Below are 25,971 nucleotides of genomic sequence, written 5' to 3' on the forward strand. Positions count from 1 at the left end.
CGAGGCTTATATAAGTCAATGCTGGGATTGTTGCCCGGCCCTGGCCGACGGTGTCACTACCGCGGGTCTGGTAGCACCGCGAGTCTCCCTCGCGACCACAATGGTGCGCATGAGCGACACCCTCGAGATCGGCAAGCTGCTCACCCAACCCGCCCTTGCCCGCCCTGACCTCCTCGCGGAGCCGGTCCTGGGCGCCCTTCGCACCTGGACGATCACCGAAGTCCCGGTCGAGGAGGTCCGGGTCGGCGAGATCGATCCTGAGCTCGCCGACACCGCCGCCTTCTGCGCCGCGTACGACATCCCGCTCGAGATCTCCGCCAACTGCGTCATCATCGCCGGGCGGCGAGGCGGCGAGACGCGGTATGCGGCCGCTCTGGTCCTCGCCACCACCCGCGCGGACGTCAACGGCGTCATCCGCCGTCGCCTCGACGCCCGGAAGGCGTCGTTCGCACCGATGGACACCGCCGTCGCCGAGACCGGCATGGAGTACGGCGGCATCACGGCGTTCGGTCTCCCGGACGGCTGGCCCATCCTCGTCGACGCACGCGTGGCCGAGACCGAAATTGCGGTGGTGGGCAGCGGACTGCGGCGGTCGAAGCTCTTCGTCTCCGGTCGCGCCCTCGCCGCACTCCCCCAGGCCACCGTCGTACCCGATCTCGCGTCCCCCGCTCCGGCCGGCACCACCCCGAATTGACGGGGACGCAGAGGCAGCTCGGCCAGGTCCCAGCCGCTCACGGACTGTCCTTCGCCGCGAACGACTGACAGTCCCCGCGTCAGAGCATCCGGAAGTCGGCGAAGTCGAACGCCGGCGCGACGACACAGCTCACCAGGACCGGCTCGGATCCGCCCGGCTCGGCCGCCTGCCAGACGCCACCCGGCACGAGACCCTGCGGCCGCTGACCCGCGTCGAGGTCCGGTCCGAGTAGCACCTCGGTCGTGTCGCCAGCCGGTTCGTCGCCTGCACCACCCAGCAGGAGGCGCAACGGTCCACCGCGGTGCCACAACCAGAGCTCGTCGGAACGTACGACATGCCAGCGCGACACCTCACCCGGGTGCAGGGCGAAATAGATCGCACTCGCCGCCGCTCGAGGACCGGGATAGCCCTCCGGGGTGAACGACGCGTCCGTCGTCCAGGTCTGCCGGAACCACCCACCCTCAGGGTGGGCCGCGAGGTCGAGCTGTTCGGCCAGCCATGGCCGGACGTCACCCACCCGTGGTCAGTCCCGGTTGGAACTGGACGAGCTGGACGGGCTGGACCGGTTGCCGAACCATCCCGACACCTTGTCGCGCACGCCGTCCACGGCGCCAGGGAGGTCGGAGAAGATCTTCATCAGCGGGTCCTGCGAACGCGCGAACGTCTCCTTGTAGGAGTCCGCTGCACGCCGGGCTTCATCGCTCATCCTCGCGTCGCCGTCGCCGTCCCGGCGCGGGTAGTCACCGGAAAGGATCCTGGAGTAGTCGCCGTTGTCCACCCAGTGCTTCAGCTCTGCCGCCCGAACCGCGAGGAACGGGTGACTGCGCGCCTCCAACAGCAACAGCTTGAGCACGCTGTCGCGCAGGTCCCCCGCCGCGTCGTACTCCGCCGCCTGCGCCAGGAACGCCGTCGCGTCGACGTCTTCGAGGTGACCGCCGGACGCGAGCTTCATGTGCGTACGCAGACCGACCGCGGGATCCTGGCAGGCCAACAGGCCGGCGCGGTCACCGGACAGCTCCGCCTTGCGCGACCACTCCATCAGTGCGGCGATGATCGCCCGGAGACCGAGCGCACCGAGCGGCATCCAGGCGATCGCGCCACTCAGCCGGATGAGGAAGACGAGGACGGACTGGTAGAGCGCGTGGCCGCTCTGCGCGTGTCCCAACTCGTGGCCGAGGACGAAACGCAGCTCCTCCTCGTCGAGCAGATCCACCAGGGCGCTGTTGACGACGATGAACGGCTTGTCGATGCCGATACACATGGCGTTGGGCATCGGGCCCGTCATGACGTACAGCTCAGGCAGCTCGCGCACGTCGAGCGTGGCGGCGGCCTCCGCGAAAACGCGGTGCATCTTGGGGAACTGGCGGTCACCGGCCCGGACGGCGGAGCCCAGGAAGATCAGCCGCAACGCGCGTTCGTTGATCAGGCCCGACAATTTGCGCAGGACCAGGTCGAAGCCCTTCAACTGCCTGACCGCGACCAGGGCGCCCCGGTCCGCCGGATGCTCCCAGGCACGGGAGCTGATCCCCGTGAGCGTGAGACGGGACCTGGCCGGACGATCTTCGGTGTCGGGCATACCGAACTCCCCCCATCTGCAGGATTTCTGGCTTGGGACGAACGCTATCCGGTCAACGCGCACCGGGCGAGGAGAGTTCGCGGGGTTTACCCTCAGGGTTCACGAACGCACGGCTCCCGGACCGCGGATCTCAGCGGCGGAGCAGGACGACGATGGCGACAGTGCCGACGGCGACGATCACCCCACGCAGCAGTACCGGCGGAAGGCGCCTGCCCACGTGGGCACCCAGCAGGCCACCGGCCACCGACCCCACGGCGATCAGTCCGGCCGGAAGCCAGGCCACGTGGGCGATCACGATGAACAGGACGGCGGCGACGGCGTTGACGAGCCCGGCCAGGACGTTCTTGGCCGCGTTGATCCGCTGCAGAGTCTCGTCGAGACCGATCCCGAGGATCGCGACAAGGATGACACCCTGCGCGGCGCCGAAGTACCCGCCGTAGACGCCCGCAAGGTAGACGAACGGCAGCAACGCCCAGCTGCCATGGTGGTGGGGTGGGTGGGGGGTCTCCCGGCGGGCAGCCATCTGGCGGGACACCCACGGCTGGAGGATGACGAGGACGCAGCCGATCCCGACCAGGACGGGCACGATCATGTCGAACGCCTCGGCCGGAAGCCGCAGCAGCAGCACCGCTCCGGTGAGCGCACCGGCCACGGACGCGCAACCCAGCCGGATCAGCCGGTCGCGCTGGCCCGCGAGCTCGCGGCGGTAGCCCCAGGCGGCGGCCGCCGATCCGGGCGCGAGGCCGACGGTGTTGGAGACGTTGGCGGTCACCGGCGGGACACCGAACGCGACCAGGGTCGGGAACGTGATCAGCGTTCCCGACCCCACGACGGCGTTGATGGTGCCTGCCGCGACCCCGGCGATGAAGACTGCGAGCAGTTCCCAGCCAGTCACGCCTTATTGGGCTCTTCCGGCCCGGCCTCGCCCGCCGCACCGCCGTCGACGTCATGGGGAGTGCCCCGACCGAGCCGGCCGATCCCGCCCTTCGCGGCGTCCTCGGCCGCCGCGATGGCGGCCGCGACTTCACTCTCAGCCGTCTGGACCGCCTCGTCGGTGTGCTTCTCCGCCTCGATCGCAACCTTCTTGCGCTTGGCCGCCGCGCCGGAGGTTCCTTCGCGCGCCGGCGGTTCGACCGGGGCCTGTTCGCCGAGCTTGCCGACGATCGAGCCCACGCCCTCGAGGGCCTTGCCGAGCTCGCTCGGCACGATCCACACCTTGTTGGAGTCGCCCTGTGCGATCCGCGGCATCATCTGGAGGTACTGGTAGGACAGCAGCGCCTGGTCGGGACGGCCTTCGTGGATCGCGTTGAACACCGTGTCGATCGCCTGAGCCTCACCCTCGGCCTGCAGGATCTGCGACTCCCGCTGGGCCTGCGCCCGCAGGATCTGGGACTGCTTGTCACCTTCGGCGGTGAGGATCGCCGCCTGCTTCTCGCCCTCGGCGGTGAGGATCGCCGACTGCCGGACACCCTCGGCCGTGAGAACCGCCGCGCGCTTGTCGCGGTCGGCGCGCATCTGCTTCTCCATCGAGTCCTGGATCGACGGCGGCGGGTCGATGCCCTTGAGCTCGACCCGGTTGACCTTGACGCCCCACTTGCCGGTCGCCTCGTCGAGGATCGCACCCAGCGCGGTGTTGATCTCCTCACGGCTGGTCAGGGCGCGTTCGAGGTCCATGCCACCAACGATGTTCCGCAGCGTCGTCTGGGTCAGCTGCTCGATCGCCTGGACGAAGTTGGCGATCTCGTACGTCGCACGCACGGAGTCGGTCACCTGGAAGTAGATGACCGTGTCGATCGCGACCACCAGGTTGTCCTCGGTGATCACGTTCTGCGGAGGGAACGAGACGACCTGCTCGCGAAGGTCGATCGTGTACCGCACCTTGTCGATGAACGGCACGATGATCGACAGACCCGGCCCGAGCGTGCGTGCGTACCGGCCAAGCCGTTCGACGATGCCCGCCCGCGCCTGCGGGATGATCTTGACCGATCGGACCAAGATGATGATGGCGACGAGCGCCAGAACAGCAACGGTAATCAAGACATCCACGGCTTCTCCGATTCGTCAACGTCAGCCGCCGAGTTGTCGATCGACGGCGCCTGGTCAGGGTCCTGAAGATCGCGCGCGGCTGTGGCCAGTCTCGCGCGGGGTCGAACAGTGGGACCGCCTGGCTGTCTGATCAAGAACTCCATGGCTTCCCCGCTTCGTGCACAAATGCTGTCGCGCCCTCGATGGAGAGCACGTCGACGGTCACGCCGGGCTCGATGCTCGACTGCTCGTCGTAGGGACGCGCCGACCAGACCTCGCCGCCGATCTTGATCGTCCCACTCCGCGTGGTGACCTGCTCGACGACCACGCCGGTCTGGCCGACGAGGGCAGAGATTCCGGTGCGGATCATCGGTGTCTGCTTGAGGTGGCGCAGGGCGACCGGGCGGACGGCCCCCAACATCGCGAACGCGGTAACCACCGAGACGATGATCGAGATCACCGGCCCGCCGCCCACCAGGGCGGCGAGCGCCCCCGCGGTCGCGCCTGCCGCGAGCATGAGGAACACCAAGTCGAGGGTCAGCAGCTCGACCGCGGCGAGGATCCCGGCCACGACCACCCACGCGACCCACAGGTGCTCGCCCAGCCACTGCAGCAGGTTGCTCATGGTGAAAACCTACGTGATCAAGGGGTCGGTCCGGAATCTCCCCGGGCCACCGCGTGCGGATGAGGGCGCCATCATTTACCGCTTGGCCCGTGCTGTCCACCGCTCGGTGGAACGGAAGAGCCGCAGTGGCATCGCGAACGTCTCCGACAACGACCGTGAGCTCAGGGTCTCTCTGACGGGTCCGGCCGCCACGACGCTGCCGGCACGGAGCAGGAGTACGTGGGTGAAGCTCGGCGGGATCTCTTCGACGTGGTGGGTCACCAGGACCGTGGCGGGCGACGCCGCGTCGGCGGCGAGGTCCCCGAGCGTACGGACGAGCCCCTCGCGCCCGGCCAGGTCGAGGCCGGCGGCCGGCTCGTCCAGGAGAAGGAGTTCAGGATCGGTCATCAGGGCCCGGGCGATCTGTACGCGCTTGCGTTCGCCTTCGGACAATGTCCCGAACGTCCGGTCCGCCTGGTCGCCGACCCCGAGCCACCTGAGCAGCTGGGTAGCGCGCTCGTGGTCGAGGTTGTCGTAGTTCTCGCGCCACCGGCCGAGGACCGCGTAGGAGGCGGAAACCACGACGTCGCGCACGCGTTCCTGGCGCGGGATGCGGTCGGCGATGGCGGCACTCGTCAGCCCGATCCGGGGTCGTAGCTCGAAGACGTCGACCGACCCGAGCGTCTCCCCCAGAAGCGTCGCGCTACCGCTGGTGGGGTGCATCCGGGCCGAGGCGATCTGCAGCAGTGTCGTCTTCCCCGCGCCGTTGGGTCCGAGGATCACCCACCGGTCGCTCTCGTCGACCGACCAGCTCACCCGGTCCAGGAGCTTGGTGCCGTTGCGCGTGATCGTGACGTCGGTGAGCTCGAGAACTGGGCTCATGGATGCACAACCTACGGCACCACCGCCCACGGCCCGCCCCATGGTCCGGTCCGTCACCCGGCTCGCGGGCGGCGGCGACTGCCGCGCCCTTTATAGGGTGAGATGCATGCTGACGTTGCCCCGGGCGGCGCGCCTCGCGTCGTGGACCAACGCCTGGCTCGCCGGCGCCACGAGCCTCGACGAGGCGGACGAGGGAATCAAGGGCGACGACGCCGCGCATCACGTGATCGGCCTGCCCGGCCAGGACGAGCCGGTCCCCGTCCTGCTGTCCCTCGGAACCCTGCGCAACCTGGGCACCCGGGCGGCTGTGGTGGCGCTTCCCGCACCCGGCGACCCGCTCGGTCTCGCCGGGCCACGGGACTTCACCGAGGCTGCGCTCGAGGTCGGTGAGGCCGTGGTCTGCGAGGGCTCCGGGCTCGGCCTCGTCCCCCATGTGGTCGGTGCCGGGGTGCAGTGGAAGGTGTGGCCGGCCCATCCTCAGGCGCCTCTCGACCTCGCCGACGTCACGATGGAACTCGCCCAGACCCTGCAGGACGTCATCGAGGCGTTGGCCGGCCTCGACGTCGCGCGCTGGCGGCCGGGGGTCGCCGAGGCACTTGTCGATCTGCGATCCGTTGGCCGCAAGGCACATGACGGCCTTCCGGCGGGTTACCCGCCCCGCGCCGACGAGCTGGCAGCGCGAGCCCGCCGGTGCCTCCTCGTCTGCGAACTCGCCCTCGTCGACGACGGCGGCGCGGTGACGGCGTTCGAGGCGGACTCGCGCCGCCCGGCGCGCCGCCGCCGCGACCGCGCCGCCCGGCGAGCACTGGTCGCCGCCTGTGGTCCGCCGCGGTGAGCCTGCGCGTCCTGTGCCCGGTCAGCCGCGTCAGGTCAGCCGCTGAGGAGATAGACCGTGTCGCTGAGGTACGCCGGCTGCCGGAGAACGGTCCCAGTCGCCCCGGTCCCCAGCGAAGGGGTGACCCGGCGCCGGTCGCCGAGGTCCCAGGCGGTCACGGCGTACCCACCGAGGTCGACACCCAACTCGACGTCGAACGGATGGGGAACGTACACGGCGACGGTCGCCAGGTCGGGCGTCGCCGCGACCCGCACGCCCGGCGGCGAGGTCGCGATCAGGTCCTGCCTCGGCGCACAGCGGTAGAGGCCATGGTCCTCCACGACTGACCGCGCGAACCCCACGTCCCACGCACCGTCGAACTGGAGCGCGACGTTCCAGGTGAAGGGCTCCCCCGACCATGCGCCGCTGGTGAACCGGCTGCCCGGCCGGTGCCATCCCCACAGGCCGTGCGCGCCGTAGCCGATGCCGGCCGAGGCGCCGCCGAGCAGGCTCCACCACGTCGCCCGGCGTACGTCGTCACGGGTGAAGCGCCCAAGCCCCTGCCCGTAGCCGTGTCCTTCGTAACACGGCTCCAGGTTCACGATGGGCCGGCGGACGGGCTTGCCCAGGTAGAGCTCGGCCAGGTCGTACGCCTTCGCCTGGTGCCCGTGTCCGTGACCCGACTGGTAGCTGTAGAAGTCGAGGTCGGGCGAGTCGGCGAGTGTCGCCGGCAGGTCGGTGTCAGGTGTCGAGTGGAGGGTGGTGAGGCAGTCGGGCGCGAGCTTGGCAAGCTGGCCCAACGTCCAGGCGTAGCGCTCCACGGCTTCCGGCGTCGCGAACTTGTCGTCCCCGCTCGCTATGTAGATCGGGTCGTACGCATGGAACGTCCTCGTCAGCAGCTCGAGATAGTTCGCCGTCTCCTGCTGCGACATCACGGCGTGTGGGTTCCGGTCCGAGCCCCAGGTGCCCGGCACGTAGGTGCACCACAGCGCGACAAGCGCCGCCCGAATGCCCTGCTCCGCGGCTCGCTCGACCATCTCCTGCGCGGTCGTGAAGTAGTCCGCGTCGGGCGCGGTGAAGTCGTACGTCCCGTCGTCGCGGAGCGGGTAGGGCTCGCGGGTCGTCTCGTGCACGCTCCGGTCGTGCAGGATCGGCAGGACGCTGATCAGCATCGTGTCGAAGCCCTGGCTGCGCCGGAGCGAGAGGTAACTCTCCCACTCGTCCGGGCGCGCGTCTGTGAACGCCGCCCACACCGTGTCCGCACAGGGCACGACCGGTGAGCCGTCCGCGCGGAAGTGGTCACCGGTCGGCGCTGTCGCCAGTGGCTTCACTGTCAACTGGTCTTCGTCATGCCGGCCTTGTCGGCCGCGGCCGCGTTGGCGCGGGAACGTTCGCGGTCTGCGGCCATCTCCTCGACGGTCTTGGTGTGCAGCCGGGCGGCGCCCTCGGTGGTGACGGTCTTGACCCGGGTGCCGTGCCGTTCGGCGTCAAGGAGGCGTTGACGGGCGGCCGGGATGTCCTCGGCGTACTGCGGCAGCCACCGCGCCTGCTCCACGAGCATCTCGTCGGTCATCTGCCAGACCTCTTCGGGGTTGCAGACCGCGCCGACCAGCGGGTCGTGGAGCATCGCCTGCTTGAGCAGGGTGACGTCGGCGTGGACCGCCGCCTCCTTGCCCATCTCCTGCACCCGGATGCTCGCCGCGCAGGTGGCCGCACACGCCAGCGGGAGGTCGCCGACGACGGGAACGTTGATGCCGTTGCGGTCGACGTACCCCGGCACCTCGATCACGCTGCCCTGCGGCAGGTTGGTGATGACGCCGTCGTTCACGACGTTGAAGTGCCCACGGTAGACCCGGCCGGTCTCCAGCCCCTCGATGATGTACGACCCGTGCTCCTCGCTGCGGCCCTCGGCGGTGATCGGCTTGGGGTCCTCCTTCATCCAGTTCGGGAAGTCGGTCTCGAACCAGTTCCGCCCCTCGGTGCACACCCGGAGGTAGCCGCCGGTCTCGCCGTTGATCCAGCTGGACAGGTCGATCCAGTCGGGGATCTCCTCGACCCGCTTGCGGTACCACGGGACGTACTCCGACAGGTGGCCGTTGGACTCGGTGCTGTAGTAGCCGAACCGCCGGAGTACGTCGATCCGGACCTTCTCGGTCTCCGGGTACGTCGGGTGCCTCTGGAACAGCTCCAGCATCTTCGGGATCATGTCGATCCCGCGCCACTGCGCCTTGACGTACCACGTCTGGTGGTTGATCCCGGCCGCGATGATGTCGACCTCGCTGCGGTGCAGCGTCTCGTCCGGGCCGATCATGCCCTCGCGCTTGGCCCAGTGCTCGATGCACCGGGTGATCTGCCAGTGCCCGCCCTGGACGCCGTGGCAGAGCCCGACGGTCCGCACCCCGCCGTACTCGTTGCACGCCCAGGTGTTCATCGCCATCGGGTTGGAGTAGTTCAGGAACAGCACGTCGGGCCCCGCGACCTCGCGGATGTCCTTGCAGAAGTCGAGCAGCGCGGGGATGGTCCGCTGGGCGTACATCACGCCGCCGGCGCACAGGGTGTCGCCCACGCACTGGTCGACGCCGTACTTCAACGGGATCTCGATGTCGGTCCGGAACGCGTCAAGTCCACCTTGACGGATCACCGAGAAGACGTAGTCGGCGCCGTCGAGAGCGCCGCGGCGGTCCAGAGTCGGCTCGATCACGGCGGGCAGACCACTGGCGTCGATGTCGCGCCGGACCAGCTGGGTCACCATCTCGAGGTTGCGCTCGTTGATGTCGTAGAACGCGAACGTCGTGTCGGCCAGCTCGGGCACCGTGAGGATGTCGCGCACCAGCCGGCGGGTGAAGCCGAGGGAGCCGGCGCCGAGCATCGCGATTCGGATCGTCATGCCTCCACCATCGGCACACCTCAGATGTCACGACAAGCGGGGCGCGGCCGGTCGGCCAGGAGCGGCCAGGCCAGGAGCGTCTGGTGCCAACACCCCTAGCGACGCTTCTGGAGCACTCCGTCGACGTAGACGTCCACCTTGTCGTCGTAGAACGCGATCAACCCGGCGACCTTCTGGCTCTCCGGCAGGGGGGTGCGGTAGGACCACGCCAGGTCGGGATGTTCGGTGCCGTTGACGGTCACCGACCAGTACTCCGCCTGGCCCTTGTACGGGCAGTGGGTCGCCGTCGCCGAGGGCGTCAGCAGGTCCATCCGTACGTGCGTCTTCGGCAGGTAGTAGCGCACCGGAAGCCCCGTCTCGAACAGCAGGGTCGGATGCGCGGACTCCGCGACCGTCACGCCGTCGACCTCCACCCGGACGTGCCGGGAGCTGGCAAGGACGTCGATCCGGGCATACGGACTCCGCGGGTGGACGAAGACCTCCTCGTCCTCCTCGAACCACGCGTCCATCGCGTCCCAGTCCAGGCGGACGAGATCCCGCAGCTCCTCGACCGGAGAGTCGAGGTAGCGCAAGGCCGCGCCCGTCGCCTCCTTGGCGCCGACTCTCAGGGTGTACGACGTCCCGTCGCCAAGGCGCTCCGAGTGGTGCCCCTCGCCGCCCGGCGTCAGCAGATCCGTACGGACGTCCTTCGCCGGAAGGTAGTAAGCCGGATAGTAGGGGATCTCCCATACCAGAACCGGTTCAACCGTGTCGGCCACGACTTCGCCGCCGAAGTAGGCTCGGACCCGCTTCGCGCCGGTCTCGACCCGCGGCCGCTCCTGGGTCGTACTCATACCTTCGCCAACCGCCTGGACCGAGGGGAAATTTCATGGTTCACAAGATCGCCCTTGTCACCGGGGCCGGCACCGGCGTCGGCCGTGCCATCACCCTCGCGCTGGCCCGGGACGGCTGGTCGGTGGCGCTGGCCGGTCGACGTCCCCAGCCTCTGCACGACCTCGCGGACGAGCTGCGGGCCGCCGGTCATGAGGGTCTCGCCGTACCCACCGACGTCGCCGACCCGGGCGCGGTGGAGTCCCTGTTCGCCGCGATCCGCACGACCTATGGCCGGCTCGACCTCCTGGTCAACAACGCCGGCCGGAACGCCCCAGCCGTGCCCCTCGAAGACCTCGAGCTCACCGACTGGCAGGCCGTCGTCGACGTCAACCTCACCGGTGCGTTCCTCTGCACGCAACAGGCCGTACGCCTGATGAAGAGCCAGACACCCGGCGGCGGCCGAATCATCAACAACGGTTCGCTGTCCGCGCACACGCCACGCCCTCAGTCGGCTCCGTACACCGCGACGAAGCACGCGATCACCGGGCTCACCAAGGCAACCGCCCTCGACGGGCGGGACCACGGCATCGCCTGCGGCCAGATCGACATCGGCAACGCCGAGACCCCGATGACCGCCCGCATGGCCGACGGCGTACGCCAGCCCGACGGGTCGATCCGCGTCGAGCCGACGATGGACGTGAACGACGTCGGGCGCGCCGTGGCCTACATGGCGAGCCTGCCGCTGGACGCCAACGTGCCGTTCATGACGGTCATGGCGACCGGGATGCCGTTCCTCGGAAGGGGCTGACGGCGGCAACGGCGGCGCGCCGGGTCCGCGATCGACGCCACGGCCAACGCGCCCGGAACCCGAGTGCCACGCCGAGACATGAGCCCGAGCGCTTCAGCCATGGCGCGCCCCACCGTCGAGGCGCTTCACTATGGTCCATGTCGATCCCGTTCCCGACGGTCGTCCTCCTCGTCGCCACGCTGATCACGGGGCTGAGTGCCGGCTTCTTCTACGCCTGGGCCTGCTCGGTCATGGTCGGCCTCCGGCACACCGATGACCGGACCTTCGTCAGCGCGATGCAGTGGATCAACCTGAAGATCATCAACCCGTGGTTCCTTGCCACCTTCCTCGGTGCCTTCGTCCTGACCCTGCTCGCCGTGGTCCTGCATCTCGGCGACCGCCGGGTCCTGCCGTGGGTCGCCGCCGCCCTCGTGCTCTACAGCGTCCAACTCGGTCTCACCCGAGGGATCAACATCCCCCTCAACAATGCGCTCGCGGCAGCCGGTGACCCGGACGGGATCCCCGATCTCGCGGCCGTCCGGGCGAGCTTCGAGGACCGGTGGGTGCGCTGGAACGTCGTACGGGCCGTGACGGTGACGGCGGCGTTCGGTTGCCTCGCATGGGCACTCGCGCTGTCGGGGCAGGACGTCACCGGTGGGGTCTGAGCCCGGCCTCGTCGCGGGGCACCGCTAACGTTGCGGGAGTGCCGAGTGCGCTGCAGCCCGATCGAACCCTCCTTCTCACCCTCACCGGACACGATCGTCCCGGTGTGACCTCTGCTGTCTTCCACGCCCTGTCGCCGTTCTCGGTCGAGGTGCTGGACGTCGAACAGGTCGTCCTGCGCGGCCGGCTCGTCCTCGGCGTCCTGGTGACCACGCCACGGGACGACGCCCGGCTGCGGAAGGCGATCGAGGACGTCGCGCGCGACCTCTCGATGGATGTCGAGGTGCAGTCCGGCGCCGGCGACAACCTGCCGCGGGCACACGGACGTAGCCACGTCACCGTCCTGGGCCATCCGCTCGACCCGGGCGCGGTCGCCGCCATCGCGGGGCGGATCGCCGACACCGGCGGCAACATCGACCGGATCATCCGGATCGCCCGCTATCCCGTGATCGCCATCGAACTCGACGTCTCCGGCGCCGATCCGCTGCAGTTGCGCAGCGCTCTTGCGATCGAGGCAGCCGCACAGCAGGTCGACGTGGCCGTCCAACCCGCCGGGCTCTACCGCCGCGCCAAGCGCCTCGTCGTCCTCGACGTCGACTCGACCCTCATCCAGGGCGAGGTCATCGAGATGCTCGCCTCCCGGGCCGGCTGCCTGGACGAGGTGACGCGGGTGACCGCCGCCGCCATGCGGGGTGAACTGGACTTCGCCGAGTCCCTCCGCCAGCGGGTGGCGCTGCTGGCCGGTATCGATGCCCGGGCGATGGACGAGGTCCGCCAGGAGATCAGGCTCACGCCCGGTGCCCGGACCCTGCTGCGTACTCTCCACCGCCTCGGCTACCAGGTCGGCGTCGTGAGCGGTGGGTTCGCCCAGATCGTCGAACCGATCGCGGCCGAACTCGGGATCGACTTCGTAGCGGCCAACCTGCTGGAGGTCGCCGACGGCGTGCTGACCGGCCGGGTGGTCGGACCGATCGTCGACCGACCCGGCAAGGCCGAGGCCCTGCACGGCTTCGCGGAGCAGGCGGGCGTGCCGCTGTCCCAGACCGTCGCGATCGGAGACGGCGCCAACGACCTCGACATGCTCGCCGTCGCGGGACTCGGGGTGGCCTTCAACGCCAAGCCGGTCGTACGCCAGGCGGCGGACACGGCGGTGTCGGTCCCGTATCTCGACGCGATCCTCTACCTCCTCGGCATCACCCGCGAGGAGATCGACGCCGCGGACGGGGAGCTCGGCGAGCCAGGCCATGACACGCTCGACGGGTCCGGGTACGGCGGCTGATCAGCGCCGTACGACCGCGCGCAGGCGACCGGTCCCCGGTGCCACCAGAGCCCACGGCACGTCGAGGTCGAAGATCGTCAACGCCCCCGTGGGATACCCGTCCGCGACGGCGGTGCCGCGTCGCCGGGACTCGTCCTCGTCCAGCAGGCGCGAGAGGTCGCCGATCGACGGGTTGTGACCCACGATCATCAGCGTGTCGAGTTCCTCCGGTGTACCCGTGATCACGTCGAGCAGATCCTCGATCGTGTTGGCGTAGACGCGGCGGTCGATGTCGACCTCGGGCTCGACCCCCAGGCCACGGGCGAACTCCACCCACGTCTCCCGAGCGCGCAGAGCCGGCGACACCACCACCAGGCCGGGAACGACTCCGCTCGCCCGGCACGCGGCACCCGCATGCTCGGACTGGCGTCTCCCCTTGCCCGCGAGTGGACGGTCCCGGTCGGCGATCCCGGTCGGCGACTCCGCCTTGCCATGGCGCAGCAGCAACAGCGTTCGCGAGCCCGTCATCGCGTCAGTGTCCCAGACGGCCCGCGGGCGGCGCGCCTTACCTACGTTCAGAGAACGGCGGTGCCCCCGCCTACCGTCTGGTCCCCGGTGCCGACAGCACGTAGTCTGCTCAAGGTCAACTTCCGTGCCATCTCCCGGAGGTTCCATGCGGGACGTCGAGCCGACCGAGAGTGCCACGTCGACCCGCCGGGACGAACTCGCCGCGACCGCCCGGGCGATCCTCGACGCCACCCTCTACATGACGCTCGGCACCGTCGACAGCGACGGCAACCCCTGGACCACGCCGGTGTACTACGGCACCGCCGACTACACCGACTTCTACTGGATCTCCACACCGGAGGCCGCCCACTCACGCAACCTGAGCCGACACCCGCGCCTCAGCATCGTCGTCTTCAACTCGGCGGTGCCCTTGGGCGAAGGTCAGGCCGTCTACATGTCGGGCGTGGGCGAGGAGCTCACGGGGCCGGAACTCGACCGCGGCCTCGAGATCTATCCCGGAGCGCCCGAACGTGGTGCCTATGCCATGACGCGTGAGCAGGTCCAGCCTCCCGCCGCGTACCGCCTCTATCGCGCCAGGGCCTGCGAGCACTTCGTACTCTGTCCGCGGGAGTCCGGCGGACCGTGCTCCGAGCACGGCCTCACCACGAACCACCGGACCGCGGTGACCCTCTCCCAGGACGTCACCCGAGGAACATCCCGTCGCGGTCAGTGAGCCGTCGCCGTGGATCGTTCACCGATCGAGGGGCGCCACCGTACGCAAGGTGGCCGCCGTCGCGAGCGCGGCCTGCGTCGCTTCGTACCCCCGGTCCTCCCGCGAGCCCGGCAGACCGGCACGGTCGATGGCCTGCTCGGCAGTGTCACAGGTGAGGACGCCGAACCCGACCGGCACCCCGGTCTCCACGCTCACCTGGGTGAGGCCCACCGTGGCCGCCTGGCAGACGTACTCGAAGTGCGGCGTACCACCGCGGATGACGACACCGAGCGCCACGACGGCGTCCATGCCCGCTCGGGCGAGGCGCGCGGCAGCGACGGAAAGCTCGAACGATCCCGGGACCCGGATGATGCACGGGTCGGCGATGCCGGCCTCGTCCAGTGCGCGGACCGCGCCGGCGAGCAAGCCGTCCATGACCTCGTCGTGCCACGACGCCGCGACGACGCCGACCCGCAGGCCCTCCACCGCGGCCGGCCGGATCGTGGGCGCGCCACTCCCGCTCACTGTGCCCTCCCTGCGATCTGCTCGGTGGGGACGGGTTCCTGTACTGGGAGCAGATGGCCCAGTCGGTCCCGCTTGGTCTGCAGGTAACGGAGGTTCTCCCCGTTGGGCGGTATCGCCAGCGGTTCGACCGCTGCCACCGTCAGACCGTAGTGCTCCAGGCCCGCGCGCTTGGCGGGGTTGTTGGTGAGGAGCCGGATGGTGCGTACGCCGAGGTCGGTGAGAATCTGGGCGGCCACCCAGTAGTCACGGGCGTCCGCGGGGAACCCGAGCGCGAGATTGGCCTCCACGGTGTCGTGCCCCGAGTCCTGCAGGTCGTAGGCGGTCAGCTTCGACAGCAGGCCGATTCCTCGACCCTCGTGACCGCGTAGGTAGACGACGACGCCGCTGCCGGCCCGATCGATGGCGGCGAGGGCTCGCTGGAGCTGCGGACCACAGTCGCAACGCAGCGACCCGAGGACGTCACCGGTGAGGCACTCGGAATGGACCCGCACGACGATCTCGTCGCCAGAGGCCGCCGCGGCGGCGAGGTCGCCCTTGACGAGAGCGACGTGCTCGGACGTGTCGATCGTGTTCCGGTAACCGATCGCCTGGAACTCACCGTGGGCGGTGGGCAGCCGGGCGGTCGCCATCCGGTCGACGAGGCGTTCGTGGCGGCGCCGATACGCGATCAGGTCGGCGATCGAGACGAGGGCGAGGTCGTGCTCGTCGGCGAACGCGCGCAACGCCGGCCCCCGCATCATCGTGCCGTCGTCGTTCACCAGTTCCGCGAGCACGCCCGCCGGCGGGTGGCCGGCGAGACGCGCCAGGTCGATGGCCGCCTCGGTGTGGCCGGGCCGGGCCAGCACCCCGCCCGGTCGGTAGCGCAGCGGGAAGACGTGCCCTGGCCGGACGAGATCGGCGGGGCCGGTGTCGGGATCGGCGAGGAGCCGGATCGTCCGGGTACGGTCGGCCGCCGAGATCCCTGTCGTCACGCCGTCCGCCGCATCCACGGTCACCGCGAACGCCGTCCGCATCGACTCCTGGTTGTCCGCCACCATCGGCGCGATGCCCAACTGGTCCAGGCGTTCGCCCAGCAGTGGTACGCACACCACGCCGCTCGTGTGCCGGACCGTGAACGCCAGCAACTCTGGCGTCGCCGAAGAAGCGGCGAAGATCAGGTCGCCTTCGTTCTCGCGGTCCGCGTCGTCGACCACCACGACCGGCCGGTCAGCTGCCAGATCGCTCACGGCACGGTCGATCGGGTCCAGGCGTAGGTCTGTCACGGCTGCTCACCCGCCAGCGCCTCCGCCGTTGGTGCGGGTCTCGGTACGCCGACCAGTCGTCGCTCGACGCGGAGCCAGGTGAAGAAGCCCAGGAGACAGAAACCGCCGTAGACGACGTAGAGGATCGCCGACGGATAGAACCCGGCCAGGAACAGCAGCGGCACCCCCACCGCGTCGACCGCGATCCAGATCAGCCAGAACTCCACCCAGCCACGGGCCATGCCGTAGGTCGCCAGGATGCTGCCGGTGAGGATCCACGCGTCGGCGAGCGGGCCCCACGAGCCGAGCAGGCTGAGTGCGTAGGTGAACACCGTGACGCCGACCGCCGCCGCGGCGAGGAGTCCCAGCCGCTCCCGCCCGCTTGCCCAGCGGGGTGCCACCGCTCCCCCGTCGGCTGCCTCGTGGCTGTCACGGGCCTGGCGCCACCGCCACCATCCGTACGCACTCACCGCGAAGAAGAACACCTGCCGGGCGGCCTGGCCCCACAGGTCCTTGTCCTGCGGAGTGTCAAAGACCCCGCCGAGGAACACCGTGAACAGCAGGACGTTGCCGATCATCCCGACCGGCCAGGCCCCGACCCGCCGGCGCATTCCGAAGATGGCGCTCGCGAGGCCGAAACCGTTGCCGATGATCTCGCGCCACAGGATCACCGAGCCGGCGATGTGCAGTTCGGCCCCCAGGAGCCAGGTCAGCCAGTTCATGCGCGTACTCCTTCAGGGACCAGTCTGCTGAGGTACTTCGCGAGGACGTCCACCTCGAGGTTCACGTCGTCGCCGGGTGTCCGCAGGCCGAGGGTCGTGAGCTTCAGGGTGGTCGGGATGAGAGCGACGGTGAACGCCGGCTCGGCGCCGTCGCGGATGCCCACGACGGTGAGCGAGACCCCGTCGACGGCGATGGATCCCTTCTCCGCCACGTAGCGCGCCAGCTCGACCGGCAGCCCGATCTCGACCAGATCCCAGCGGGCCGTGGACTGTCGGCTGAGGACTCGACCGGTGCCGTCAACGTGACCTTGCACGATGTGCCCGCCGAGCCGGCCGTCCACCGGGACGGAGCGTTCGAGGTTCACGGCGTCACCAGGCCGGGCGGACCCGAGGGTCGTGCGGGACAGGCTCTCGGCCATCACGTCGGCCGTGAACTCTCCGTCCTTTCCGCCAGCTCCGTCGGCACCCACGGCTATGACGGTGAGGCAGCACCCGTTGACGGCGATCGAGTCGCCCGGGCGTACGTCGCCGGTGACCAGCGGCCCGCGGATGGTGACCTGTGCGGAGTCCTGCAGGCGTACGAGGTCGCAGACCTCGCCGCGTTCTTCGACGATTCCGGTGAACACCGGTTCTCCCTCGCCTTCCGGTTCTGCCCGAGCGGGCACCGGGGATGAGGCGAGGGACGCGACGCGGGCCGCCCGGGTGAGCAGGCGTCATCGAACGCCTGAACGTAGGCGGACGCGCGGTCGCATCCCGCGTGCTGCCTCCCATCCGGACTTTCACCGTCGGTCCAGGAGTTCCACCTGGTCCACCGGCCACGTGCCAGAACGTCTGGCTGCTGTGGCCGGGTCGCGGACTGTCACCGCCGGTTCGGAATTTCACCGACCCCGGAGCACGCGCGAGCTTTCGCTCGTACGTCGTTCAGTGTGGCACGTCCCGCCAACTCCGGGGAGCCGTCATGGCCATGACCTGCACCACGTCGCCGTGGCTGGCCGCAATCGCTGTCGATCAGTACGTCGCAAAACGGACAGCCGGCGTGATCACTGCGCGGGCTAGCGGCGGGGCGCTCCGCCTCGGTCGGCGACGGGCTGGAACGACAGACCGGCCAGGACAGTCCGGTCCAGAGGCACCGTGGAATACAGCGGCATCTCGGCCACCTCGTGGAACAGCGGATCCAGGTAACGCTCTTGGAACGCCTGTGCCTCCGCCGAACCCGGGTCGTCACGGACGTGCTCGTCGACCTCCCCCGCGGCCTCCCGGCTCGCGAACGCCCAGATCGTCAGCACGTCGGCCTCGTCCTCGGTCTGCCACCGTCCGACCAGCCGCGCACCGTACTTCTCCCGCAGCGGAAGCAGCTGTCGGAGGAAGAAGGACGCGAAGGCATCGGCCTTGCCCTCCGCGACGATGTAGCGCTCGCAGCGGAAGTACATCAGCGTGCGAACTGCCAGGACGCCCGTGCGGTCGCCTCCGACGCGCGGCGGCGGAGCTCGTCGATGACGCGGCCCGGGTCGTCGGAGGAGAAGACCGCCGAGCCCGCGACGAACACGTCGGCGCCCGCCTCCGCACACCGCTCGATGGTCTCGGCGGAGACACCGCCGTCGACCTGGAGCCAGAGCTCGCCGCCGTGCTTGGCGATCAGCTCGCGGCTCCGCCGGATCTTGGGTACGCAGACATCGAGGAACTTCTGCCCCCCGAAGCCCGGCTCGACCGTCATGACCAGAAGCAGGTCCAGCTCTGCGAGCAGGTCTTCGTACGGCTCCACCGGGGTCGCGGGCTTCAGCGCCATGCCCGCCCGCGCACCGAGGGCACGAAGCTCCCGCGCGAGCCGGATCGGCGCGCGCGCCGCCTCGATGTGGAACGTCACGCTGGCGGCACCGGCCTCGGCGTAGGCGGGCGCCCAGCGGTCCGGATCCTCGATCATCAGGTGGCAGTCCATCGGCAACGTCGTCGCCGCCCGCAGTGACTCCACGACGGGCAGGCCAATGGTGAGGTTGGGCACGAAGTGGTTGTCCATCACGTCGACATGGAGCCAGTCGGCGTTGGAGACGCTGGCGGCGGCATCGGCGAGGCGCGCGAAGTCGGCACTCAGGATGCTCGGAGATATCTGTACGGCCATGACGTCGCCGAGTCTACTGTTTCGGCCCGCGGCGGTTGGCCTGCTCAGGTACGCCGAAGCAACGTGAGATACATCGCGTCCGTGCCGTGCCGGTGCGGCCACAACGTGAGGTCGGGCCCCTCGCCGAGATCGGGTACGCCCGGCAGGTACGGCCTGGCGTCGACGCGTTCGACATCACCGCGGTCGCGAAGGACGGTCGCCACGACCTCGCGGGTCTCGGTCAGGTGCGGCGAGCAGGTCGCGTAGCCGACGACCCCGCCGATCCGAACGGCGTCGAGGGCGGCGTCCAACAGGCGGATCTGCAGCGGTCTGAGCTCCGCGGGATCACCGGCCGACCTCCGCCAGCGCGCCTCCGGCCGGCGGCGTAGCGCTCCGAGGCCCGAGCACGGCGCGTCCAGCAGCACCCGGTCGAAGGTTCCGTCGCGCCACGGTCCGGCGGTCCCGTCGGCGACGACGGTGCCGAGCACGCCGGCGCCGCCGCTCAGGGCGCGATTCACCATGGCGGCGCGGTGTGGCTGCAGGTCGGCGGCGAGCAGCCGTGCCCCGCGTTCGGCCGCGAGCCCGGCGAGCAGGGCCGCCTTGCCTCCTGGGCCGGCGCACATGTCCAGCCAGCGGGAGTCGGTGCCGGTCCCCGCTCCGTTCAGGGGCACACCGGCGAGGGCCAGAGCCACCAGCTGGCTCCCCTCGTCCTGGACACCCGCACGCCCCTGCGCGACGGCGCGAATTCGGCGCGGATCACCTGCCTCCAGGATCGCGGCGTACGGAGACCACCGCGCGGGACCCGCGCCGTCGCGACGAAGCTCGTCGACCGTGCATCGCCCCGGGCGGGCCACCAGAGTGACCCGGGCGGGTGCGTTGTCTGCGGCGAGGGCGGCGGCCGTCTCGTCAAGGGACCCGTCCAGGGCAGCGCGGAACGCCTCGACGATCCACCTCGGATGCGCGTGGACCGCAGCGAGATGCCCGACCGGATCGACGTCGTACGCCGGTGCCGCCATCGCAAGCCAGCCGGCAAGATCGCGGGTCGCCACCTTCCGCAACACGGCGTTGACGAACTTCGAAGCGCCGCCACCGGCGACGTCTCGACCGAGGTCGACGCTGGTCGCCACCGCCGCGTGGGCAGGGACCCGCATGCCCAGGAGTTGGTGCGTACCGATCCGCAGGACGTCGAGGACCTCCGGGTCGAGGTCGGGCAAGGGGCGGTTGACGCACCGCGCGAGGACGTCGTCGTAGCCGCCGCGCCAGCGGAGTGTCCCGCCGACCAGCTCGGTGGCGAACGCCGCATCCTGACCGGACAGATCGCGTTCACGCAGGATCGACGCGAGGGTGAGGTTGGCGTAGGCGTCCCGGGCCGACACCGCGTGCACGACGTCGTAGGCGGCCCGCCTGGCGCTGTCCGCCGTCCCGGTCCGGCGCTGCCGCCGCCGTGTGCCGGACGCGGGTCGCGGCATCAGCCGACCCGCTCGGCGGGTTGCGGATGGACCCCTCGCGCCCAGGCGTCGGCCGCCATGGGCCGCTTGCCGTGGGGTTGCACCTCGCCGAGTGCCACCGGGACGCTGCCGGTGCCGACCAGGACGCGGGACTTCTCGGCGACGATCTCGCCCGGCGGCACCTCCACCGCCTCGGTCACGACCGTGACCGGACCCACTTTCAGGCGCTCGTCCCGGAACGTCGTCCACGCCCCGGGCGCCGGAGTGCCCGACCGCACGAGCCGGTCGATGGCGAACGCCGGTCGTGACCAGTCGATGCGTACGTCGTCGACACCGACCTTGCTGGCGTAGGTCACATCCTCCGAAGGTTGGGGACGCGGCTCGAGAGTGCCGGCCGCGATCCCGTCCAGCGTCTCGACCAGCAACCTCGCTCCGCTGTGCGACAGGCGTTCGAGCAGATCACCGGCGGTGTCGGTCGGACCGATCGGCTCGGTGACCACGCCGTAGGTGGGACCCGCGTCGAGCTCCTCCACGATCCGGAACGTCGTCGCACCGGTCAGGGTGTCACCAGAACGGATCGCGTGCTGCACCGGCGCCGCGCCGCGCCACGCCGGCAGGACGGAGAAGTGCAGGTTGATCCAGCCGAGTGGGGGCACGTCCAGCACCGCCGTCGGAAGGAGTCCGCCGTAGGCGACGACCGCACAGCACTCCGGCGCGAGACCGCGCAACTGCTCGAGGAACTCCGGATCCCGTGTCGAGCCCGGCTTGAGAACGTCGAGTCCCTCGGCCTCGGCCCGCTCAGCGACCGGTGAAGGGTGCAGCTTGCGACCCCGGCCCGACGGCGCGTCCGGCCTGGTCAGCACGGCCACGACGTCGTGATCACTTGCCAGGACCGCCTCGAACGAGGGCAACGCGACATCGGGTGTACCCGCAAACAGCAACCGCACGAGCTGACTCCCCCTACTGTTCGCCCTTACAGGGCCCGTCCCATGGTCGCGTGCGGGGAGAGCCGCACCTGAGGTGGCTCGGCGCCTGCCCACTCGGCTTCCCGGATGAGCCGCAACGCGTCCTTGCGGGCCTGCCGGTCGAGCCGGTCGACGAAAAGGATGCCGTCGAGGTGGTCCGTCTCGTGCTGGATGCAGCGGGCCAGCAGCTCCGAACCCTCGAGGGTCACCGGCTCCCCGTGCATCGTGAAACCCTTCGCCACGACCCGCATCGCGCGCATGCAGTCGAAGCTGAAGCCCGGGATCGACAGGCAACCCTCGGGGCCGAACTGCTCCTCCTCCGACAGCTCCAGCTGGGGATTGACGAGGTGGCCCACGACGTCCTCGACGTTGTACGTGAACACCCGCAGCCCCACACCGATCTGCGGCGCGGCGAGACCGCTGCCGGGCGCCTCGAGCATCGTCTCGGTCAGATCGCGGACCAGGTTGCGCAGCTCCTTGTCGAAGTCCGTCACAGGTTCGGCCGGCGTCCGCAACACCGGGTCCCCGAACAGGCGGATGGGCTGGACGGCCACGCGGGTCTCCTTGATCTTTCTCGGACGGCGTCGCCGCCAGTCTACGGACCGCAGTCCGCGTGCTGATCCACCCGACCATCCGTACCGTCCCAGGTGAACAGCTTCGCCGCCAACTCCGCCTGCTCGACGGCGTCGTCGAGCGCATGGTGGGTGTGCCGGCGCCCCGATCGCAGCGCCTTCGGCAACCGGGACTTGCTCGCCATTCGGACGCCGACGCCGGCCTTGATGGCATAGGTCGTCTTCAGGTCGATGCACCAGGAGTGCCCGAAAGGTGAGCCCCCGGCAGCGAAGCGGATGAAGTACCAGTACATCCACATCCAGTCATAGCTCAGCGGGAACGCCACGAGGACCGGGGTGGCCTCCCCGGCAAGCGCAGTGACCTCGCCGATCCAGCGGGCCGCGGCGTTCATCGCCTCCGCGGGATCGCGACCCTCACGTACCAGCCGGTCCCGATCCAGGCCGCTCACCGCGAGGGACTCTGGCACGAAGTCATCGGAGATCGGCCGCAGCTCGGCGTAGAACGTGCGCTCAGTCGGGTCGGCCGCGCGGAAGGTCGTTCCGTCGAAGGTGCCGGCGACCGCGAGGCCGAAGCTCAGCATGGAATAGGGCCCGGGGATCGGCCCGTCGGCCTCGACGTCTGCGCTGAAGTAGAGGTCTGGCCGGCTGGGCATGGCCCGCACCGTAGCAAGAGTCATCTAGGGTGCGGGGGTGCGATGGACGGTTCACGGTGAACGCCCGATCTACGAGAGTGAGTGGGTTCGACTCACGCTTGCCGACGTGGAGCTTCCCGACGGAAAGCGTTTCGACCACCACGTCGTACGCACGCCCAGTGCCGGCGCCGGTGTCGTAGTCCACGACGACGAGCGAGGCGTGCTGATGCTGTGGAGACATCGCTTCATCACCGACACGTGGGGATGGGAGATCCCGGCAGGTCGCGTCGATCCGGGCGAGTCCGCCGTGGAAGCCGCCGCGCGTGAGGTGCTGGAGGAGACCGGCTGGCGTCCCCACGCTCTTCGCCCGCTCGTGCACTACCACCCGAGCAACGGCATCTCCGACCAGCGCTTCGACATCTTCGCGGCAGAAGGCGCCACTCACGTGGGCCCTCCCACCGATCCGAGCGAGGCGGAACGGATCGAGTGGGTGCCGACAGGCGACCTGCGGGAGATCGTCGCCGCCGGACTGATGGGCGACGGACTTTCCCTCACGGCCGTTCTCTACGCCCTGGCCTTCGGTTTCGACCAGGAGTAGGGCGCCTCACGCCCTGACGTCGACCGGCACCAGTCCGGCGGCGGCCAGCTGGCTCCGAAGGGTGGCACCGTCGACGAAGACCTCGGCCTGGATTCCGACCCCGCGGGCGCCTTCGACATTGGCCGGAACGTCGTCGGTGTAGAACGTCGTCGCTGCGCTGAGGCCATGCCGATCCAACAGGAGCTGGTAGATCGCCGGATCGGGCTTGCTGACCCGCTCCACGCCGGAGACCACCGCACCGTCGAAGTCGCGGAGGAACTCCCACATGTCCAGCGTGATGTCCCACTTCTCGGCCGAGAAGTTCGTCAGTGCGTACGTGGGAACGCCTGCCGCGCGGAGATCGGCCAGGACCGCGACGGTCTCCTCGAAGACGCCCGCCACCATCTCCGGCCAGCGCTCGTCATAGGCGCGGATCAGCTTCGCGTGATCGGGAAACCTCGCCGTCAGTTCCTCCACGGCCGCGGCCCAGGTGCGGCCGGCGTCCTGCTCGGCGTTCCACGCAGGTGTGCAGACCTCGGACAGGAACCGCTCGACGCTCTCCTCGTCCGGCAGGAGCGAGCGGTAGAGGTGCCTCGGGTTCCAGTCGAGGAGCACACCGCCCACGTCGAAGACGACGGCCTCGATGCGTTCGGGCGGGGACGCCGCGCGACCAGGAGGGGAGGCAGGCTGGGCGACGCCGGGTCGACCGCTGGACTGGGCGGTCTGGTCGGAGTGGTGGGCGGCGTGGGGCTGGTGCGACTGACTCACGTCTGCTGACCCTATCGGGGTTCAGCCGAAGGCGATCGGATCGATCTGGACCCGCGCCGTTCCGGCCGACTTCCGCGCGCTGCGAGACGCCTGCGCCGTCTTGAGTGCCTCCGCCAACTGGACGCCGTCGCGCCGCGGTGTGCGGATCACCAGGCGTACACCGTCGTCCTCCCCGTGAGGGACGGGACCGAGTACCTCAGCGGTCTCCGGCAGCTCCGCGAACTCGGTCAGTTCGCTCACGGCCGCGCCGTCGCCCTCGATGACGGCGAGCCGGACGGTAGGTGGGAAGCCCGCTATCCGGCGGTCGGCGAGCTCTCGCTCCGCGTGAGCGACCGGACTCCACCGGACGAGTGCCTGGATCGACGGCACGCTGGGTTCCCCCATCACGACGACGGCGCCGCCCTGGTCGGCACCGCGGACGAGTGCGGCGGCGTTGAGCCAGCGCCGCAGCGTCTCCTCGCCGGAGCGCAGATCCGCCCGCGCCAGCGCCAGCCAGGTGTCGAGCATGAGGGCGGCCGCGTAGCCCTCGGCCGGCAACGGCTCCGCGCCCGGCGTCGCGACGACCAAGGCTGGTTCGGCACCCACCGACTCCAGAACCCGTTGCCCACCGGACGTACGCACCGGAACGCGAGGGAACGCCCGACCCAGTTCCTCCGCGGTACGCCGGGCACCGATGACGGGCGCGCGCATCCGGGTACCTTCACAGGTCGGGCAGCGCCAGGCGACGGCGGGCCGGCCACACCACCCGCACGCCGGGACCTCCCGGCCCCCGGACTGCTGCACCGGTCCCGCACACGCTGTGCACCGTGCCGCGGCCCGGCAGTTCTGGCAGGCGAGCGCCGGGAGGTACCCGGAGCGAGGCACCTGGACCAGGACCGGTCCGGTGGTCAGGGCCTGGCGGGCGACCTCGAACGCCCGGTGCGGCAGCCGAACCGCCCGCGCCGCCGGGTCGCGTGCCAGTTCGGCCGCGCTCTCTCCCGCCACGGACACGCGCGGCGCCCGCGCCCGGACCGTCGACCGGCTCCCTGCGACCGGATGCGCCCAGCCGGTCGCGAGGAGCTGCGCGGCCTCGGCGGTGCAGGCGTACCCGCCGATGAGCGCACCGCATCGCTGCTCATGGGCGCGTAGCAGGAGGACCTCGCGGGCGTGGGGATACGGCGCGCGAGGCTCGGCGAGCAGGTCGTCACCGTCGTCCCAGCAGCCGACCAGGCCGAGCGCTTCCACCGGCGCGAACGCCGCCGCGCGGGTCCCCACCACACAGCGCACGGACCCGCGACGGACCGCGAGGAACCGTCGGTAGCGTTCGGCGGGACCGAGTTCGGCGGTGAGCACCACGTGCTGGCCGGCGCCGAGCACCTCCGCGCAGGCCGCATCGAGCCGCGCCACGTCACGGTGGTCTGGTACGACGATGAGGGCACCCCGCCCACCCGCCAGGGTCACGGCCGCCGCAGTGGCGAGAGCGCGTGGCCAGTCCTCGCCCGGCAGAGCGCTCCACACGGCGCGCGGCGCATCGCCCCGACGCAGCGCCTGGAGATAGGCCGGGCCAGCCTCATAGCTCCCCCACGGCCCTTCGCACCGAGTCGCGCCGTGGTCCGCGTCGCCCGCCAGTTCGTGTTGTGCCGGTCTGTCTGCCGGTTCGTCGCCTGCCGCCGGCTCCGACCGGTCCGCACCCGACCGGTCCGTCTCGTCCCCGACGTGCGCGGGCCGCGACTCACCCTCGACCCGCGCGTGCCGTGGCGGTACGGCGAGGCGCAGGACGTCGGCGAGTGTCCCGGCGTACCTGTCGGCGACCGACCTCGCCAGCCGGGCCACCTCGGGCGCGAGCACCGGCTCCGCGGACACGACTCGACGCAGCGGAGCCAACCGGCCCCGATGCGCCGACTCGGCCACCCGATCGAGAACGTAACCGTCAAGGTCCTGACCGGCGAACCGGACCCGCACCCGGCAGCCCGGCACGCAGGTCTCATGCATGCGCTCGGGCACCGTGTAGTCGAACGGCCGGTCGAGATGGGCGAGCGGTGTGTCGACCGCCACGCGCGCGATCGGCAGGGAGGGCGCGGGCGCCTGTGACGGGCGGGCGCGGGTCCGTCGGACCCGCGCCCGCACCAGTGCCAGTTGGCCACCGTCGTCCGGCTGATCGCCGTCGTCTGGGTTGCTCTCGCCGCCCGGTCGGCCCCCGTCGTCGGTGGTCATGCCGAGAGGTT

Annotated in this window: 29 protein-coding genes and 1 riboswitch; of the genes, 7 read left to right on the plus strand and 22 right to left on the minus strand. The window is 70.3% G+C overall.

Annotated elements, in window-relative coordinates:
* The first annotated feature begins 40 nt into the window (after window positions 1-40).
* Complete coding sequence (locus ABN028_RS20725) at window positions 41-694, plus strand: YbaK/EbsC family protein (RefSeq protein WP_502879198.1); 654 nt, start codon at window positions 41-43, stop codon at window positions 692-694.
* 79 nt (window positions 695-773) lie between these two features.
* Here the strand turns inward: ABN028_RS20725 and ABN028_RS20730 are convergent, their stop codons facing one another.
* From ABN028_RS20730 to ABN028_RS20755, 6 genes are all read right to left on the minus strand, one after another.
* Window positions 774-1,211: a cupin domain-containing protein gene (locus ABN028_RS20730; RefSeq protein ID WP_349331602.1), complete on the minus strand. Its 438-nt coding sequence runs from the start codon at window positions 1,209-1,211 to the stop codon at window positions 774-776.
* A 6-nt stretch (window positions 1,212-1,217) separates the two neighbouring features.
* Complete coding sequence (locus ABN028_RS20735; protein WP_349331601.1) at window positions 1,218-2,270, minus strand: M48 family metallopeptidase; 1,053 nt, start codon at window positions 2,268-2,270, stop codon at window positions 1,218-1,220.
* A gap of 130 nt (window positions 2,271-2,400) precedes the next feature.
* Complete coding sequence (locus tag ABN028_RS20740; RefSeq protein WP_349331600.1) at window positions 2,401-3,165, minus strand: sulfite exporter TauE/SafE family protein; 765 nt, start codon at window positions 3,163-3,165, stop codon at window positions 2,401-2,403.
* Window positions 3,162-4,316 (minus strand): SPFH domain-containing protein, encoded by a 1,155-nt coding sequence (locus tag ABN028_RS20745; RefSeq protein WP_502877650.1) that lies wholly within the window; start codon window positions 4,314-4,316, stop codon window positions 3,162-3,164. Before ABN028_RS20745 ends, ABN028_RS20740 begins: the two co-directional genes overlap by 4 nt.
* A gap of 130 nt (window positions 4,317-4,446) precedes the next feature.
* Window positions 4,447-4,920 (minus strand): NfeD family protein, encoded by a 474-nt coding sequence (locus tag ABN028_RS20750; RefSeq protein ID WP_349331599.1) that lies wholly within the window; start codon window positions 4,918-4,920, stop codon window positions 4,447-4,449.
* A 75-nt stretch (window positions 4,921-4,995) separates the two neighbouring features.
* Window positions 4,996-5,781, minus strand: a complete 786-nt coding sequence (locus ABN028_RS20755; RefSeq protein ID WP_349331598.1) for an ABC transporter ATP-binding protein — start codon at window positions 5,779-5,781, stop codon at window positions 4,996-4,998.
* A 106-nt stretch (window positions 5,782-5,887) separates the two neighbouring features.
* On the opposite strand from ABN028_RS20755, the gene ABN028_RS20760 reads away from it, so the two are divergent.
* A complete protein-coding gene (locus tag ABN028_RS20760; protein WP_349697796.1) occupies window positions 5,888-6,616 on the plus strand; it encodes an Rv1486c family protein in 729 nt (242 codons plus the stop codon).
* Window positions 6,617-6,651: 35 nt separating this feature from the next.
* On the opposite strand, the gene ABN028_RS20765 is transcribed toward ABN028_RS20760, so the two are convergent.
* The 3 genes from ABN028_RS20765 to ABN028_RS20775 all read right to left on the minus strand — a co-directional run bounded on the left by ABN028_RS20765 (window position 6,652) and on the right by ABN028_RS20775 (window position 10,315).
* Window positions 6,652-7,926: a glycoside hydrolase family 140 protein gene (locus ABN028_RS20765; protein WP_349697844.1), complete on the minus strand. Its 1,275-nt coding sequence runs from the start codon at window positions 7,924-7,926 to the stop codon at window positions 6,652-6,654.
* 2 nt (window positions 7,927-7,928) lie between these two features.
* Entirely contained in the window at window positions 7,929-9,482 is a 1,554-nt protein-coding gene (locus ABN028_RS20770) for an alpha-glucosidase/alpha-galactosidase (RefSeq protein WP_349697797.1), read from the minus strand.
* A 95-nt stretch (window positions 9,483-9,577) separates the two neighbouring features.
* Window positions 9,578-10,315 carry a DUF427 domain-containing protein gene (locus tag ABN028_RS20775; RefSeq protein WP_349331594.1) on the minus strand — a complete coding sequence of 246 codons (738 nt, stop codon included), beginning with the start codon at window positions 10,313-10,315 and terminating at the stop codon, window positions 9,578-9,580.
* 35 nt (window positions 10,316-10,350) lie between these two features.
* On the opposite strand from ABN028_RS20775, the gene ABN028_RS20780 reads away from it, so the two are divergent.
* The 3 genes from ABN028_RS20780 to serB all read left to right on the plus strand — a co-directional run bounded on the left by ABN028_RS20780 (window position 10,351) and on the right by serB (window position 13,024).
* Window positions 10,351-11,103, plus strand: a complete 753-nt coding sequence (locus ABN028_RS20780) for an SDR family oxidoreductase (RefSeq protein WP_349331593.1) — start codon at window positions 10,351-10,353, stop codon at window positions 11,101-11,103.
* 137 nt (window positions 11,104-11,240) lie between these two features.
* Window positions 11,241-11,747 (plus strand): anthrone oxygenase family protein, encoded by a 507-nt coding sequence (locus ABN028_RS20785; protein ID WP_349331592.1) that lies wholly within the window; start codon window positions 11,241-11,243, stop codon window positions 11,745-11,747.
* 38 nt (window positions 11,748-11,785) lie between these two features.
* Window positions 11,786-13,024 carry a phosphoserine phosphatase SerB gene (gene serB, locus ABN028_RS20790; protein ID WP_349697798.1) on the plus strand — a complete coding sequence of 413 codons (1,239 nt, stop codon included), beginning with the start codon at window positions 11,786-11,788 and terminating at the stop codon, window positions 13,022-13,024.
* On the opposite strand, the gene ABN028_RS20795 is transcribed toward serB, so the two are convergent.
* Complete coding sequence (locus tag ABN028_RS20795; RefSeq protein WP_349697799.1) at window positions 13,025-13,531, minus strand: SixA phosphatase family protein; 507 nt, start codon at window positions 13,529-13,531, stop codon at window positions 13,025-13,027.
* A 145-nt stretch (window positions 13,532-13,676) separates the two neighbouring features.
* Here ABN028_RS20795 and ABN028_RS20800 point away from each other — a divergent pair, with 145 nt between their 5' ends.
* Window positions 13,677-14,243, plus strand: coding sequence for a pyridoxamine 5'-phosphate oxidase family protein (locus ABN028_RS20800; RefSeq protein WP_349697800.1), 567 nt, complete (start codon window positions 13,677-13,679; stop codon window positions 14,241-14,243).
* An 18-nt stretch (window positions 14,244-14,261) separates the two neighbouring features.
* Here ABN028_RS20800 and ribH read toward each other — a convergent pair whose 3' ends face one another.
* From ribH to ABN028_RS20850, 10 genes are all read right to left on the minus strand, one after another.
* Window positions 14,262-14,747 carry a 6,7-dimethyl-8-ribityllumazine synthase gene (gene ribH, locus ABN028_RS20805; RefSeq protein WP_349331588.1) on the minus strand — a complete coding sequence of 162 codons (486 nt, stop codon included), beginning with the start codon at window positions 14,745-14,747 and terminating at the stop codon, window positions 14,262-14,264.
* Window positions 14,744-16,009 carry a bifunctional 3,4-dihydroxy-2-butanone-4-phosphate synthase/GTP cyclohydrolase II gene (locus ABN028_RS20810; RefSeq protein ID WP_349331587.1) on the minus strand — a complete coding sequence of 422 codons (1,266 nt, stop codon included), beginning with the start codon at window positions 16,007-16,009 and terminating at the stop codon, window positions 14,744-14,746. Before ABN028_RS20810 ends, ribH begins: the two co-directional genes overlap by 4 nt.
* Window positions 16,006-16,710 carry a nicotinamide riboside transporter PnuC gene (pnuC, locus tag ABN028_RS20815; protein ID WP_349331586.1) on the minus strand — a complete coding sequence of 235 codons (705 nt, stop codon included), beginning with the start codon at window positions 16,708-16,710 and terminating at the stop codon, window positions 16,006-16,008. The genes ABN028_RS20810 and pnuC overlap by 4 nt, the downstream gene beginning before the upstream one ends.
* The gene (locus ABN028_RS20820; protein ID WP_349697801.1) at window positions 16,707-17,336 is read right to left on the minus strand and encodes a riboflavin synthase; all 630 of its coding nucleotides are present in this window, start codon (window positions 17,334-17,336) and stop codon (window positions 16,707-16,709) included. Before ABN028_RS20820 ends, pnuC begins: the two co-directional genes overlap by 4 nt.
* A 127-nt stretch (window positions 17,337-17,463) precedes the next feature.
* Window positions 17,464-17,610: riboswitch (FMN riboswitch) on the minus strand.
* Between the two features lie 152 nt (window positions 17,611-17,762).
* Window positions 17,763-18,140 (minus strand): NIPSNAP family protein, encoded by a 378-nt coding sequence (locus tag ABN028_RS20825; RefSeq protein ID WP_349331584.1) that lies wholly within the window; start codon window positions 18,138-18,140, stop codon window positions 17,763-17,765.
* Window positions 18,140-18,826 (minus strand): ribulose-phosphate 3-epimerase, encoded by a 687-nt coding sequence (gene rpe / locus ABN028_RS20830; protein ID WP_349697802.1) that lies wholly within the window; start codon window positions 18,824-18,826, stop codon window positions 18,140-18,142. Before rpe ends, ABN028_RS20825 begins: the two co-directional genes overlap by 1 nt.
* Before the next feature lie 44 nt (window positions 18,827-18,870).
* Window positions 18,871-20,274, minus strand: a complete 1,404-nt coding sequence (locus tag ABN028_RS20835) for an RsmB/NOP family class I SAM-dependent RNA methyltransferase (protein ID WP_349331582.1) — start codon at window positions 20,272-20,274, stop codon at window positions 18,871-18,873.
* Window positions 20,274-21,200, minus strand: coding sequence for a methionyl-tRNA formyltransferase (gene fmt / locus ABN028_RS20840; RefSeq protein ID WP_349697803.1), 927 nt, complete (start codon window positions 21,198-21,200; stop codon window positions 20,274-20,276). Before fmt ends, ABN028_RS20835 begins: the two co-directional genes overlap by 1 nt.
* 26 nt (window positions 21,201-21,226) lie before the next feature.
* On the minus strand, window positions 21,227-21,772 hold the full coding sequence (gene def / locus ABN028_RS20845) for a peptide deformylase (protein WP_349331580.1): 546 nt from the start codon (window positions 21,770-21,772) through the stop codon (window positions 21,227-21,229).
* Window positions 21,773-21,813: 41 nt separating this feature from the next.
* Complete coding sequence (locus ABN028_RS20850; protein ID WP_349331579.1) at window positions 21,814-22,443, minus strand: exonuclease; 630 nt, start codon at window positions 22,441-22,443, stop codon at window positions 21,814-21,816.
* Between the two features lie 37 nt (window positions 22,444-22,480).
* On the opposite strand from ABN028_RS20850, the gene ABN028_RS20855 reads away from it, so the two are divergent.
* Window positions 22,481-23,020 (plus strand): NUDIX hydrolase, encoded by a 540-nt coding sequence (locus ABN028_RS20855; RefSeq protein ID WP_349331578.1) that lies wholly within the window; start codon window positions 22,481-22,483, stop codon window positions 23,018-23,020.
* A gap of 6 nt (window positions 23,021-23,026) precedes the next feature.
* On the opposite strand, the gene ABN028_RS20860 is transcribed toward ABN028_RS20855, so the two are convergent.
* Both ABN028_RS20860 and ABN028_RS20865 read right to left on the minus strand, forming a co-directional pair.
* On the minus strand, window positions 23,027-23,767 hold the full coding sequence (locus tag ABN028_RS20860) for an HAD family hydrolase (protein ID WP_349331577.1): 741 nt from the start codon (window positions 23,765-23,767) through the stop codon (window positions 23,027-23,029).
* 21 nt (window positions 23,768-23,788) lie between these two features.
* Entirely contained in the window at window positions 23,789-25,960 is a 2,172-nt protein-coding gene (locus tag ABN028_RS20865) for a primosomal protein N' (RefSeq protein ID WP_349697804.1), read from the minus strand.
* Window positions 25,961-25,971 lie beyond the last annotated feature (11 nt).

It is taken from the genome of Actinopolymorpha sp. B17G11, assembly GCF_040196095.1.
In the GTDB taxonomy this organism is placed as follows: domain Bacteria; phylum Actinomycetota; class Actinomycetes; order Propionibacteriales; family Actinopolymorphaceae; genus Thermasporomyces.

Bases quoted from the DNA above. Each gene is read 5' to 3' on its own strand.
- ABN028_RS20865 (WP_349697804.1), bottom strand. From the start codon at position 25,960: ATGACCACCGACGACGGGGGCCGACCGGGCGGCGAGAGCAACCCAGAC.
- ABN028_RS20770 (WP_349697797.1), bottom strand. From the start codon at position 9,482: ATGACGATCCGAATCGCGATGCTCGGCGCCGGCTCCCTCGGCTTCACC.
- ABN028_RS20755 (WP_349331598.1), bottom strand. From the start codon at position 5,781: ATGAGCCCAGTTCTCGAGCTCACCGACGTCACGATCACGCGCAACGGC.
- ABN028_RS20800 (WP_349697800.1), top strand. From the start codon at position 13,677: ATGCGGGACGTCGAGCCGACCGAGAGTGCCACGTCGACCCGCCGGGAC.
- pnuC (WP_349331586.1), bottom strand. From the start codon at position 16,710: ATGAACTGGCTGACCTGGCTCCTGGGGGCCGAACTGCACATCGCCGGC.
- ABN028_RS20795 (WP_349697799.1), bottom strand. From the start codon at position 13,531: ATGACGGGCTCGCGAACGCTGTTGCTGCTGCGCCATGGCAAGGCGGAG.
- ABN028_RS20825 (WP_349331584.1), bottom strand. From the start codon at position 18,140: ATGTACTTCCGCTGCGAGCGCTACATCGTCGCGGAGGGCAAGGCCGAT.
- ABN028_RS20785 (WP_349331592.1), top strand. From the start codon at position 11,241: ATGTCGATCCCGTTCCCGACGGTCGTCCTCCTCGTCGCCACGCTGATC.
- ABN028_RS20850 (WP_349331579.1), bottom strand. From the start codon at position 22,443: ATGCCCAGCCGGCCAGACCTCTACTTCAGCGCAGACGTCGAGGCCGAC.
- ABN028_RS20760 (WP_349697796.1), top strand. From the start codon at position 5,888: ATGCTGACGTTGCCCCGGGCGGCGCGCCTCGCGTCGTGGACCAACGCC.
- rpe (WP_349697802.1), bottom strand. From the start codon at position 18,826: ATGGCCGTACAGATATCTCCGAGCATCCTGAGTGCCGACTTCGCGCGC.
- ABN028_RS20750 (WP_349331599.1), bottom strand. From the start codon at position 4,920: ATGAGCAACCTGCTGCAGTGGCTGGGCGAGCACCTGTGGGTCGCGTGG.
- ABN028_RS20835 (WP_349331582.1), bottom strand. From the start codon at position 20,274: ATGCCGCGACCCGCGTCCGGCACACGGCGGCGGCAGCGCCGGACCGGG.
- ABN028_RS20735 (WP_349331601.1), bottom strand. From the start codon at position 2,270: ATGCCCGACACCGAAGATCGTCCGGCCAGGTCCCGTCTCACGCTCACG.
- ABN028_RS20780 (WP_349331593.1), top strand. From the start codon at position 10,351: ATGGTTCACAAGATCGCCCTTGTCACCGGGGCCGGCACCGGCGTCGGC.
- ABN028_RS20775 (WP_349331594.1), bottom strand. From the start codon at position 10,315: ATGAGTACGACCCAGGAGCGGCCGCGGGTCGAGACCGGCGCGAAGCGG.